Source organism: Arthrobacter sp. M71 S08 (genome assembly GCF_059089725.1).
This window is the reverse complement of the sequence record NZ_JBNHEY010000003.1, coordinates 273784-286664: the sequence shown is the minus strand read 5'-3', so window position 1 is coordinate 286664 and position 12881 is coordinate 273784. Positions and strand designations below refer to the sequence as shown.

Sequence of the window (12881 nt, the reverse complement as noted above, 5' to 3'; positions counted from 1 at the left end):
AACACACCGGTGCACCCGTCAACCATTTGCTGCAGGAGCGCCGATCCCCACCGGCGATGAGGAACCTATGGCCAGGAAAACCGCCAACCGCAGGGTAGGCATCACCGACGTCGCACAGCGGGCAGGAGTCTCGCTGGCCTCGGTCTCGCGCGTCATGAACGGCAACTTCTCGGTTGACCCCGAGATCGCCGCCCGGGTCCGGACCGCCGCTGCGGAACTGAACTACCAACCCAACGCGGTGGGACGCAGCCTGGCGCTGGGCAAGACGGATACCATCGGCGTCGTCGTTCCGGACCTCGCCAACCCCACCTTCCAGGGCATGCTCCGCGGTGTGAGCCGCGCCGCCGCGCAGGATGGCTACCGCGTCCTGATCGCTGACTCCTCGGAGGTGTCCAGCGAAGAATCCATCCTGGCGGGCGAAGCACGACGGCGGTGTGACGGCGTCGTGCTCTGCGCACCGCGCATGAACGAGACAGAACTTGAAGCCCTGGTGCCATCGCTGCGCCCACTGGTGCTCATCAACCGCTCCACGGTGGACACCGGGACCCCCAGCCTTGTGGTCGATTACGGCCAGGGCATCCAGGACCTTGCTGCACATCTCGTGGACCTCGGCCACACCACACTTGCGTTCCTCGCCGGACCGGAACGAAGCGCAGGCAACCAGGCACGACTCCAGGGACTCGAGAAATTCCGCGTCGACCACCCGGGCACCGAGCTGACCGTGCTCCCCGCCGGCTCCAGCTTTGAAGCCGGCCATGGCTCGGTGGACGGCGTCCTGGAAACCGGCGCAACCGGCGTCCTCGCATTCAACGACCTCGTTGCGATGGGCCTGCTGAGCGGGCTACACGAAAGGGGCATCGACGTCCCCGGGGAAATCTCCGTGACCGGGTTCGACGACATCCCGTTTGCGAACTTCACGACACCACCGCTCACCACCGCGGCTGTGCCGATCAACGATATCGGCGAGCAGGCCTGGCACGAGATGCGGCGGCTCCTGGGTGAAGGTGATTCCGAACCGGCGCACACCACGTTCCAGCCGGAGGTTCGCCGCCGCGGGAGCACTGCGCGGGCAGCGGTGTAACAGGCAAGCGGTACGTGGGTGGTTGACAGCTGAGAAAACGCTTTCCTATAGTTGCGGCTACCGGGGACGGCGTCTCGTCGAGACGCCGCAAGAAAGCTTTCGAACAACCACTTCAATCTCAATGAGGAGAATCTCAGTGAGTCTGTTTCGTCCTGCCCTCACCCTGCTGTGCGTCGCGACCCTCGTCTCGACAGCCGGCGCATCAGCCATCGCCCAGCCCCCATCCCACGCCGCGCCGCCGGCACAGACGGCATCCGTTCCGCTTGAGCAGCAGACCCTTCCCGCCAACGACGGGTGGGGTTCCTTCGGGGCCGGTACCACCGGAGGATCCGGGGCTCCCGCTGATCGAATTTTCGACGTTTCGACCCGCGCCGAGCTCAAAGCCGCCTTCGCGAGCGCCGGTGACAATGCGAAGATCATCCGCGTCCACGGCGAACTGCTGGGGAACGCGGACGACGCCGGCAACGCACTCTCCTGCGACCAATACGCAACGGGCACCGGCTACTCCCTCGCTGCGTACCTTGAGGCGTACGATCCCGCCACCTGGGGCTGGGACCGGGAGCCGGAGGGTGCGCAGGAGGAGGCCAGAAAACGGGCCGCCCAGAAGCAACGCGAAACCATCCGCGTTGACGTGCCGAGCAACACCACCATTGTGGGCGCCTCACCGGACGCGACGCTCAATGGGCTGTCCCTGCGCATCAACGGTGCCCACAACGTCATAGTGCGCAACCTCCACCACAAAGGCGTTATCGACTGTTTCCCCCAGTGGGACCCCACCGACGGCAGCTCCGGAAACTGGAACAGCGAATACGACATGGTCCAGATCATCAACCAGGCGACCAACATCTGGATGGACCATAACCACTACACCGACGACCCGTATTTCGACGATGTGGCACCAACCTACTTCGGCCGGTCCTACCAGCAGCACGACGGCGCCATCGACATCACAAACGGTTCGGACCTTGTCACCGTCTCCTACAACCGTTTCGCTGACCGGGACAAGCTCATGCTGATCGGGTCGACGGACTCACCGGGGCGAGGAGATCCAGGGAAGCTGCGGGTCACCCTCCACCACAACGAATTCGTGAACGTAGGGCAGCGGGCACCCCGCCTGCGCTACGGACAGGTCGACGCGTACAACAACCACTTCGTAGTCAATGAACAGGCCAGGGTCCCGTACCAGTACAGCCTCGGGGTTGGCGTCCAGTCCCATATCTGGGCCGAAGCGAATGCCTTCACGCTGACACCGGACGTTGACCCGGCGGACATCATTGCCCATTGGAAGGGCACCACGATCACAACGATCGACAACACCGTCAACGGCCGCGTGCTCGATCTCCGCGCCGCCTACAATGCCAGTGCTCCTGCGGACAAGCAGCTCGCCGAGGACACCTCCTGGCAGCCGGTCCTGCGCACGAAGGTCCACCCCGCGCAGGCTGTTCCGGCGATCCTCAAGGGCAACGTGGGACCTGTCTTCACGGCAGGCGGTGCCCGGTGATCTTCGATCAATCCATCAACCGCAGGACGGTGCTCACCGGGATCGCCGGTACTGCCGGTTTCCTGACTCTGGGTGCCGGTGTATCTGCCGCGGAATCAGGGACACCCACCGGTGGCGCAGGACAACCCACCATTTTCGTTGTGGGAGATTCCACGGCGTCGACTTACGCACATCGGGAACTGCCGCGTGCTGGCTGGGGACAGGCCCTCCCTCTTGCGCTCAACTCGGGCTCGAGGGTGGTGAACCGGGCGCTGTCCGGCGCATCGTCGAAGAGTTTCACCGATTCCGGGCTCGCCGCCGAAACGCTCGCGATGCTGAGCTCCGGAGACTACCTGCTCATTTCCTTCGGCCACAACGACGAGAAGACTACTGATCCGGCTCGCGGAACCTATCCGCAAACCACCTACAAGGAGTACCTGACCGGTTTCATCCGCGGTGCTCGAGCCGCGGGAGCGCACCCGGTCCTGGTCACTCCCGTAGAGCGCCGCCGTTTCGACACTGCTGGAAATGCCAGGGAGTCTCACGGCGAATATCCGGCCGCAATGCGCGAACTGGCGACTGCCACCGGAACACCGCTGATTGACCTGACGCGCTCATCGCGGGGGCTGTGGCAACAGTTGGGTCCCGAGGGCACCACCGGGATGTTCCTCTACACCTCACCGGGTGAGTTCCCGCAGTATCCGGCGGGGGTGCAGGACAACACCCATTTCAGGGCCGAAGGCGCGCTTGCCGTCGCCCATCTGGTTGCCGCCGGACTGTCCGAACTGGAGCTCGCTCCGCAGGATCCCCGCACTGTCGGGCTTCCTGCCGAGAACCTCCTGACAGGCATGTTCTGGCCGTCCGAACGCCCTGTTGACAGACCTGTGGTCCTCGACGTCGGCCCTGGACGGCAATTCGGCAGCGTGCAGGCCGCAATAAACGCAGTGCCGGACCAGGCGGAGAACCGTCATGAAATCCACATCGCACCCGGGCAGTACAGGGAGTTGGTCCTTGTCCCGCGCACCAAGCCGCGGGTGAGCCTGATTGGAACGGGCAAGTCTCCCGGAGACGTCGTTCTCGTCTTCGACAATGCGGCCGGCACCCTCAGACCTGACGGCTCCGGCACCTATGGAACCAGCGGAAGTGCTTCAACGCGACTCGACGGAGCGGATTTCTATGCCAGGAACCTCACCTTCAGCAATGACTTCGACGAGGCAACGAACGGGCAGATCAAAAACCGACAGGCCGTAGCCCTGCACGTGACCGGTGATCGCTGCACCTTCGAAGATGTCCGCATTCTCGGCAATCAGGACTCGCTGCTCGTCAATACTCCAAATGCCCAGACAGCGTCCCGCCAGTTCTTCATCAACACGCATGTGGAGGGGGACGTCGACTTCATCTTCGGACGTGCGACGGCCGTCTTCCAGCGCTGTTCGATTGAGTCGCTCGACCGGGGCTCGTCCTCGAACAACGGTTACGTTACGGCGGGAAGCATCAACCAGCGGTTCCAGTACGGGTACCTGTTCGACGAGTGTCGCTTCGAGTCCAGCGCCGCCCGGCGCACCGTTCACTTGGGGCGGCCATGGCATCCCAGCGGCGACCCCGCAGCCATCGCACAGGTTCTGGTCCGAAACAGCCACCTCGGCGCCCATATCAAACCATCGCCCTGGACGGACATGAGCGGCTTCTCATGGAAGGACGCGCGGTTCCACGAGTTCCACAACAGCGGACCGGGTTCAGCGCGATCGGCCGATCGTCCGCAGATGACCAACGAACAGGCTGCGAGTTTCACGGCCAGTCACTACCTCCGGGGTCAGGACTGGTGGCAACCACAGCTCGCTCGATCAACCGCAGACACCACCGTGTAGTGGCGTGCAGGCAGGGCTGATCGAGGCAGTTTGCGCTGCATTACAAAGCAGGCTTAGTGTTCTTGGAAGGAACACTAACCTAAAGGAGGCATCATGATTGGCTTTATCATTGCCGGATTGATCATTGGAGCGCTTGCCCGGCTCATCAAGCCTGGCAAGCAGAACCTCGGGATACTCGCAACACTTCTGCTCGGACTTGCCGGATCGGTGATCGGCGGCGTCGTTGCGAATCTGCTCGGAACCGGTGACATCTTCGAGTTGAACGTCCTCGGCTTCATCGTTGCGGTCATCGCAGCCGTACTGCTGATCGGCGTTGCCGAGAGCATGTCAGGGCGTCGCAACCGTAGCGTCCGCCGGTAACCAGCGGAAACCAGCCAATCCGGACATTCTGGAGGGAAAACCTCTTGAGTGTCCGGATTGAGCTGTTTAACGCCGAAGGTGCAGCGCCGAAGGTGTACGGCTACAGCGCCTTCACCGCACTGAGCACCCGGGTCAGCGACTCCTTGGCGTCGCCGAACAGCAGGGTGGTTTTCGGTGAGTACAGCAGCTCGTTCTCGATGCCGGCGAATCCCGGGCGCATCGACCGCTTCAGGAATACCACCTGCCCGGCATCGGCCACCTCTAGAATCGGCATCCCGTAGATCGGTGAACCCGGCGATGACTTCGCGGCCGGGTTCACGACGTCGTTGGCGCCCACCACCAGGGCTACGTCCATGTTCCGGAACTCCGGATTCACCTCGGCCATCTCCCGAAGCGACTCATACGGCACATTGGCCTCCGCCAGGAGAACGTTCATGTGGCCGGGCATCCGTCCTGCCACCGGATGGATGGCGAAGGACACTTCCACTCCACGGGCCTCCAGCGCCTCCGCGAGCTCCGCGATCGTATGCTGTCCCTGCGACACCGCGAGCCCATACCCCGGCACAATCACCACCCGCTGCGCGTACCCGAGCATGACGGAAACGTCCTCCGGCGCGGACGCCCGCACCGGGCGCTCGCTCAACGTACCTGCCCCCGCCGTCGAACCGCCGCGGAACGCACCGAAGAGGATTCCTCCAACACCCCGTCCCATGGCTGCGGCCATTGCCCGGGTCAGGATGGTTCCGCTCGCCCCGACCAGCGTCCCTGCGACCAGCAACAACACGTTATCCAGCACGATCCCGGACGCCGCTACGGCAAGCCCCGTAAACGCGTTGAGCAGGGAAATGACAATCGGCACGTCTGCCCCGCCAACCGGTAACACCAGCAGTACACCGCCTGCCAGACCGAGTAGCAGTAGGACGGTCGCCCACACCACGTTCCCAGTCACCGTCACCAGCACCGCCGCCACCAGGAGCGCGACGACGACGGCGGTCATCACCCACGGCATGCCGCTGAAGATGACCGGCCGCGTGGTGATCAGTTCCTGCAGCTTTCCCACGGTGACGCCCGACCCGGCGAACGACACCGCACCCACCACGAGCGCGAAGACGACGGCGGCGCGCACCCAGGCGGCGTCGGTCCCGGCCAGTTCAAGGATTGCCACCAGTGCCGCTGCGCCACCGCCGACGCCGTTGAAGAGCGCCACGAGCTGGGGCATCTGCGTCATCTGGACCCGCCGTGCGAGCGGTGCGGCAATCCCGGCACCCAGGGCGATTGCAACGAGAATGGCAGGCATATTCTCCAGCCGGGCGGAGAGGAAAACCGTTACGACGGCGAGCGCAGCTCCACTGGCCCCGATCAGGTTTCCGCGCCGGGCAGTGCGGGGAGAGCTCAGGCCCTTGAGTGCCAGGATGAAGCACACCGCCACAGCGAGATACAGCAGCGCTGTGGCTTCCGCTGGAAGGATGTTCATGCGTCGGGCTTCCGGACGGACTGCCCTGCCTGGTTGCGGCCGCGGAACATGTGGAGCATCCGGTCAGTCACCACGAACCCGCCCACGAGGTTCACCGTCGCGAGCAACACCGCGAGCAATGCCAATCCCAGCGGCAGCGGTTCAGTGGCATGGCCCGCTACGAGGATGGCACCGATAAGGATGATGCCGTGGATCGCGTTCGCGCCGGACATGAGCGGAGTGTGGAGCCTGCTCGTCACTTTGGACACCACCTCAAAGCCGACGAACACGGCAAGCACCACCACTGTGAGCAGTGCGGGAAGTTCCATCAGGGCGCTCCTTTCAGCGCAGCCGCCGTGGGTTGGTGCATCACCCTGCCGTCGTGCGTGAGGCAGGCGTCGGCAACAACGTCGTCGGTGAAGTCCGGCACCACACGCCCATCGACGGTCATCAGCTCCACAAGGTTCGCGACGTTCGCGGCGAACAGGCGGGAGGCGTCGGCGGCCATCGCCGACGGTGCGTCCTTCATGCCCACCAGGGTGACGTCACCACCGGAAGCGGCAACAACGACGTCGTGCCCGGCCCTCACCCCTTCCACGTTGCCGCCGGTTTCGGCGGCCAGGTCGACGACGACGGCGCCGCCCTTCATGCCCTGCACCATGTCGGTGGTCACGAGCAGCGGCGCCCGTCGGCCGGGTACGGCGGCGGTTGTAATGAGGACGTCTGCCGCGGCGACATGCGGCGCGAGGAGTTCGCGCTGGCGCCGGGCACGGTCCTCGCTCATCTCGCGGGCATACCCGCCGGCACCCTCGATGGTCGCCAGGTCCAGATTGATGAAGGTACCGCCGAGGGAGGTCACCTCCTCCGCGGAGGCCGGACGGACGTCGTACGCGGAAACCCGTGCGCCAAGCCGCTTTGCCGTCCCGATCGCCTGGAGTCCCGCGACCCCCGCGCCGAGCACCAGCACGCGCGCCGGCGGCACTGTTCCCGCCGCGGTCATGTACAGGGGGAAGAAGCGCGGGAACCGGATCGCGGCCTCCAGAACCGCGCGGTACCCGGCAACGAGCGACTGGGAGGATAGTGCGTCCATGGACTGCGCACGCGAGATCCGCGGGACCAGCTCCAGCGCGAATGAGGTGACCCCAGCATCCGCCAGGGCACGAACTGTGGGAAGCTCCGCCGCTGGGGACGAAAAGCCAACGGTGATTGTGCCCGGGCTTAACCCGCCGGCTTCCTCCGCCGTCAGTGGTGCAACGTGGCATAGGACGTCGACCTGGCCGAGGCGGGAAACGACGTCCGCTCCGGAGGCGCGGTAGGCATCGTCGTCGTGACCTGCCCGGACACCGGCCAGCGATTCCACCGCGACGTCCAGACCGAGCTTCGTGAACTGGCGGACCGAGGCGGGAGTGGCCGCCACACGGCGTTCACCGTCACGGGTTTCCCGCTTCACTCCCACCAACACGATCTGAGCACCCTTCCGAACGGGGGCGCCTTCGCCCAGCTGCTGGAACTTAGCATCACACAGCACGGGTGTTCGCGGAACGGAACACCCTGCGGTGTTGCGGGAAGGTTATGTGGCGGCCCGGCACCGTCAGGCGGACTCCCGCCAGACCACCGACGTGCTGAGCATGCGAACCTCGGCGTCCTCGCCTTCAATCTGCGCGAGGACCAGTTCGGCGGCCGCACGGCCCAGCAGGTCCGCCGGCTGCTTCACGGTGGACAGCTGCGGCTTGCAGCGCAGGGCCCAACTGCTGTCATCGAAGCCCACTATTCCGACGTCGTCCGGCACCCTGCGCCCCTGCTCCTGCAGGGTGGCCATGGCACCCGCCGCCACCGCGTCCGAAGCGGCGAAAACCCCGTCGAGATCCGGCCGCCGGCGTAGGAGCTCAGCCATACCGTCCGCCCCGGCGGCATAGGTGTAGAGCGGGAACTCGAGAACGAGCTCGGGATCGAATGCCGGGCCCAGCGCCTTCCGGAATCCTGCGAGCCGGTCCTGGCCGGAGTCACGGTCCAGCGCACACGCAATCATGCCCACCCTGGTGCGTCCGGTGTCCAGCAACCGCTGAACGATGGTCTGGGCAGCGGTCTCGTTATCGATCCCCACGTACGGAATGTCGGGGGTGCCGGGCGGGTGCCCCACGAAGGCGGCCGGGATCTTCAGGTTCCGTACCGCCGTCGCGATGGGGTCGGCCGTCCTGGCGGAGATGATGACGGCACCGTCAACCAGCCCGCCACGCAGGTAGTCGGCCACCCGATCGCTATCGCGGGCGGTGTCGATGATCAGGGAGACGAGTTGGTAATCGGCTGCGGAGAGCACCGAGTTGGCGCCCAGGAGGATGGACCCGATGTTGGGGTCCTCGAACAACAGCGAGTGTGGTTCATGGATGATGAGGCCAATGGCCCGCGACTCCTGCCGGACCAGGTTCCGCGCCGCCGAGTTGCGTACATAGCCGACCTTGGCGATTGCGGATTCGACCGCCATTTTGGCCTCGGGCGAGACGTATTTTTCCCCATTGACCACCCGGGAAACGGTCCCCCGCGACAAGCCCGCAGCGGAAGCAACGTCATTGATCGTTGCCCGCCGCCGTCGCGTGCGAGTGGAGTCCATACCGCTACTGTAACCGAGCCGGGAAAGCGGCAGGATCAGAACAAACGTTGACATCCCGCTGTGACGGACACTACTCTGTGAACGTTCCCAGATCAGCACCCTTCGTCCCAGGCTTCGACCTCTGGGAGCGTTCACAGGACGCGAAGGCAACCAGCAAGGACCAGCGTGCTCACCAATCACTCTCCGATCACCCAACTCGCCCCAAACGGCGGGCTGGTTTTCGGCTGTGACTACAACCCGGAGCAGTGGGATGAAACCACCTGGGCAGAGGACGTCCGACTGATGCGCGAGGCCGGCGTCAACCTGGTCGCCATCAATATCTTCGGCTGGGCGGAACTGCAGCCCGACGCCGATACCTTCACTTTCACCCGGCTCGACGCCGTCATGGACCTCCTCCACGCAAACGACATCGGCGTGAACCTGGGAACCGGCACCGCTTCCCCTCCGCCGTGGCTCATCACCGCATACCCGGAGATCCTTCCCGTAACGGTCGACGGCGACACCCGCTGGCCCGGCGGGCGCCAGGCCTGGTGCCCGAGCTCGCCCGTTTTCCGTACCCACGCGATCCGGCTGGTCGAGGCGATCGCGCGCAGGTACGGCGAACACCCCGCACTCCGCCTCTGGCATGTCTCAAACGAGCTGGGCTGCCACAACGCCCTCTGCTATTGCGACACCTCCGCCGCGGCCTTCCGCCGCTGGCTGCAGGACCGCTACGTAACCCTTGACGCGCTCAACACCGCCTGGGGCACCGCCTTCTGGAGTCAGCGGTACTCCGCCTGGGAGCAGATCCTCCCTCCGCGCACCCCGCATGCCACCCCCAACCCAACGCAGACACTGGACTTTCGGCGTTTCAGCTCTGACGAACTCCTCGAGTACTACCGGGCCGAAGCCCAGGCGCTGCGTACCTCCAGCAACGTTCCGGTCACCACCAACTTCATGGTGACTGCGCATATCCGCACGCAAAACTACTGGCAGTGGGCACCGGGGATGGACGTCATCGCCAACGACCACTACCCCGACCATCGCCTGGACGACCCGGTGCAGGAGATTGCCCTCGCGGCGGACCTCACCCGCGGCCTCGCCCGGAACCAACCCTGGATCCTGATGGAGCACGCCACCAGCGCCGTCAACTGGCAGCCGCGCAACATCGCCAAGGCGCCCGGTGAGCTGCTGCGGAACTCCTTGGTCCACCTTGCCCGCGGTGCGGACGGGCTCTGCTTCTTCCAATGGCGGGCATCGCTGCAGGGAAGCGAGAAGTTCCACTCCGCTATGCTTCCCCACGCCGGGACGGAGTCGAAGATCTGGCGCGAGGTCAGTGAGCTTGGCGCCACCCTGACCCGCCTGCGCGAAATCGCGGGCAGCACGGTCACAGCGCGCGCCGCGGTGATCTTCAGCTGGGAGGCCTGGTGGGCCTGCGATTCCGACTCCCATCCCTCCTCCGACCTGCGTTACCTTGATCAAGTGCACGCGCTCTACGGCGCGCTCTGGGACGCGGGCATCACGGCCGATTTCCTCCCGCCCGACGGCGACCTCACCGACTACGACCTCGTGCTCGTTCCGGCGTTATACCTCGTGTCCGACGACGACGCCCGGCGGCTCACGGACTATGTGCGCCAGGGAGGCAACGCCGTCGTCTCCTTCTTCAGCGGCATCGTGGACGAAAACGAGCGGGTCCGGCCGGGAGGCTACCCCGGCGCCTTCCGTGACCTGCTCGGTATCCGGGTGGAAGAATTCCATCCACTGGCCGCCTGCCAGCAATTGCCGTTATCAAACGGCACGACGGCGGCGCTCTGGAGCGAAGCGCTGCACACCACGAGCGCTGAAGCAGTTCTTACTATCAGCGCGGGTCCACTGGCCGGCACCCCGGCCGTGACCCGCAACGCCTTCTACGACGGCGCCGCCTGGTACCTAGGCACCTCACTTGGCAAGGAATCACTGCTCGAAGTGATCAGCGACGCCGCCCGCGACGCCGGGATCCCGGTTTCCGGAACCCGCGGCGTGGAAACCGTTGAGCGGGTTTCCGGGGACCAGCGCTACGTCTTCTTCATCAACCACACAACGCAGGATTACAAGCACCGCATCAGCGGAACCGAAATGGTGCTCGGGACCGAGGTCACCGACGTCGTCGTTGTTCCGGCAGGCACCGTACGCGTTGTGCGTACCGATTCAACAGGCAAGGAGGCCAACTGAATGGCTACTCTGGACCAGACCCACACACCGCCCGGCGCTACAGGGAAACCACCACGCAAAACGCAGAAGGGGCGCAGTACGCGCAGGGCGGTAGCCGTCTTCGTTGCACCGTTCGCCGTGCTCTTCCTCCTCTTCTACGCGGCGCCGATCATCTTCGCTGTGTTCCAGTCCCTGCTCACGGTCGAGCGCGAAGGAACGTTCGGCCCACCACAGCAGGTCTTCGGCGGATTCACCCAGTACGCAGTCGTCTTCCAGAACGAGGCGTTCTGGGCTTCCGTCGGCCGGGTGCTCCTCTTCGGCGTGGTACAGGTCCCGATCATGTTGGGCATGGCCCTCCTGTTCGCGCTGCTGCTCGATTCACCGCTCCTCAAGGGCAAGCGGTTCTTCCGCCTGGCGTTCTTTGCACCGTATGCGGTGCCCGGCGTCATCGCCGCCATCATGTGGGGCTTCCTGTACTCGCCGTCCCTTTCCCCATTCGGCGCCGTGACATCCCAGATCAACTTCCTCGACGGGTCGCTGGTGCTGTGGGCGATCGCGAACATCGTGACCTGGGTCTACGTCGGCTACAACATGCTCATCATCTACGCGTCGCTGCTCGCAATTCCGACCGAAATCTACGAGGCGGCACGTCTCGACGGCGCCTCCAATGCCCAGATCGCCTGGCGCATCAAGATCCCGCTGGTCACGCCGGCCATCATCCTCACCGCCGTGTTCTCGATCATCGGCACCCTTCAGCTGCTCGCTGAACCGCAGACCCTGCGCAGCTTCAGCTCGGCCATCAGCAGTACGTACACGCCGAACCTGGCCGTGTACACCACGGCGTCGATCCCCAACTACAACCTGGCCGCTGCCTTCTCGGTTGTGCTGGCGCTCGCCACCTTCGTCCTCTCCTTTGTCTTCCTGAAGGCAACCCAGCGGAAGGTATCCCAATGACCATGGCACCCCCTCCCCTGTCCGCCGTAGAGAAGGCACACTCACGGGGCCCCCGGCAAAACGTGATGTCCCGCGCCGCAGCGATGCTGATTATGGGAGTCTTCACCCTCTACTTCCTGACCCCCATCTGGTGGCTGCTCGTCACCTCCACGAAATCGGGCGGCGACATCACCGGGTCCGCCCCGCTGTGGTTCACACCCGACTCCATCTCGACCTTCTTCACCAACCTCACCGGGCTGTTCCAGTACCGGGACGGGTTGTTCATCAGGTGGCTGGTCAACAGTGCCCTCTACGCGGGAGCCGGCGCACTGATCGGAACGATCATCGCCGCCATGTGCGGCTACGCCCTGGCCAAGTACGAATTCAAGGGCCGCGAAGCGATCTTCAACGTGGTCCTGAGCGGCGTCCTGGTACCCGCGACCGCACTGGCGCTGCCGCTGTTCCTCATCTTCAGCGAGGTGAACCTGACGAACACCTTCTGGGCTGTGTTCCTGCCCAGCCTCGTGAGTCCGTTCGGCGTTTACCTCGCCCGGATCTACGCCGCAGCCAGCGTCCCCGGTGAACTCCTCGAAGCTGCGCGGCTCGACGGCTCAGGCGAAGTGCGGACCTTCTTCACGGTATCCACCCGCCTGATGGCACCGGCACTCGTCACGATCTTCCTGTTCCAGTTCGTCGCCATCTGGAACAACTTCTTCCTTCCCCTGATCATGCTGCGCGACCAGGCACTGTTCCCGGTGACCCTGGGCCTGTACGCATGGAACAGCCAGATCAGCCAGATTCCTGAACTGCGCACCTACGTGATCATCGGTGCGCTGGTCTCGATCGTGCCCCTCATCATCGCTTTCCTCGGCCTGCAGCGCTTCTGGAGCAGCGGGCTCGGTGCGGGAAGCGTCAAATAACAAAGACCG

The 12881-nt window shown here is 64.7% G+C and carries 11 protein-coding genes; 7 read left to right on the top strand and 4 right to left on the bottom strand.

Annotation, left to right across the window (positions count from 1 at the left end):
* The first annotated feature begins 67 nt into the window (after positions 1-67).
* From AC5RTB_RS08735 to AC5RTB_RS08720, 4 genes are all read left to right on the top strand, one after another.
* Positions 68-1081, top strand: a complete 1014-nt coding sequence (locus tag AC5RTB_RS08735; protein WP_494060671.1) for a LacI family DNA-binding transcriptional regulator — start codon at positions 68-70, stop codon at positions 1079-1081.
* 136 nt (positions 1082-1217) lie between these two features.
* Positions 1218-2582, top strand: a complete 1365-nt coding sequence (locus AC5RTB_RS08730; RefSeq protein ID WP_494060670.1) for a pectate lyase family protein — start codon at positions 1218-1220, stop codon at positions 2580-2582.
* Positions 2579-4429 (top strand): pectinesterase family protein, encoded by a 1851-nt coding sequence (locus AC5RTB_RS08725; protein ID WP_494060669.1) that lies wholly within the window; start codon positions 2579-2581, stop codon positions 4427-4429. The genes AC5RTB_RS08730 and AC5RTB_RS08725 overlap by 4 nt, the downstream gene beginning before the upstream one ends.
* 93 nt (positions 4430-4522) lie before the next feature.
* Positions 4523-4789 (top strand): GlsB/YeaQ/YmgE family stress response membrane protein, encoded by a 267-nt coding sequence (locus AC5RTB_RS08720; protein ID WP_494060668.1) that lies wholly within the window; start codon positions 4523-4525, stop codon positions 4787-4789.
* Between the two features lie 100 nt (positions 4790-4889).
* On the opposite strand, the gene AC5RTB_RS08715 is transcribed toward AC5RTB_RS08720, so the two are convergent.
* From AC5RTB_RS08715 to AC5RTB_RS08700, 4 genes are all read right to left on the bottom strand, one after another.
* Positions 4890-6263, bottom strand: coding sequence for an NAD(P)(+) transhydrogenase (Re/Si-specific) subunit beta (locus AC5RTB_RS08715; RefSeq protein WP_494060667.1), 1374 nt, complete (start codon positions 6261-6263; stop codon positions 4890-4892).
* Positions 6260-6571 carry an NAD(P) transhydrogenase subunit alpha part 2 gene (locus tag AC5RTB_RS08710; RefSeq protein WP_494060666.1) on the bottom strand — a complete coding sequence of 104 codons (312 nt, stop codon included), beginning with the start codon at positions 6569-6571 and terminating at the stop codon, positions 6260-6262. Before AC5RTB_RS08710 ends, AC5RTB_RS08715 begins: the two co-directional genes overlap by 4 nt.
* Positions 6571-7704: a Re/Si-specific NAD(P)(+) transhydrogenase subunit alpha gene (locus AC5RTB_RS08705; RefSeq protein ID WP_494060665.1), complete on the bottom strand. Its 1134-nt coding sequence runs from the start codon at positions 7702-7704 to the stop codon at positions 6571-6573. The genes AC5RTB_RS08710 and AC5RTB_RS08705 overlap by 1 nt, the downstream gene beginning before the upstream one ends.
* 129 nt (positions 7705-7833) lie before the next feature.
* Positions 7834-8850: a LacI family DNA-binding transcriptional regulator gene (locus AC5RTB_RS08700; RefSeq protein WP_494060664.1), complete on the bottom strand. Its 1017-nt coding sequence runs from the start codon at positions 8848-8850 to the stop codon at positions 7834-7836.
* 165 nt (positions 8851-9015) lie between these two features.
* Here AC5RTB_RS08700 and AC5RTB_RS08695 point away from each other — a divergent pair, with 165 nt between their 5' ends.
* The 3 genes from AC5RTB_RS08695 to AC5RTB_RS08685 all read left to right on the top strand — a co-directional run bounded on the left by AC5RTB_RS08695 (position 9016) and on the right by AC5RTB_RS08685 (position 12872).
* Positions 9016-11040 (top strand): beta-galactosidase, encoded by a 2025-nt coding sequence (locus tag AC5RTB_RS08695; RefSeq protein ID WP_494060663.1) that lies wholly within the window; start codon positions 9016-9018, stop codon positions 11038-11040.
* Positions 11041-11973, top strand: coding sequence for a carbohydrate ABC transporter permease (locus AC5RTB_RS08690; protein WP_494060662.1), 933 nt, complete (start codon positions 11041-11043; stop codon positions 11971-11973).
* A 65-nt stretch (positions 11974-12038) separates the two neighbouring features.
* Positions 12039-12872 carry a carbohydrate ABC transporter permease gene (locus tag AC5RTB_RS08685; RefSeq protein WP_494060851.1) on the top strand — a complete coding sequence of 278 codons (834 nt, stop codon included), beginning with the start codon at positions 12039-12041 and terminating at the stop codon, positions 12870-12872.
* The last annotated feature ends 9 nt before the right edge of the window (positions 12873-12881 follow it).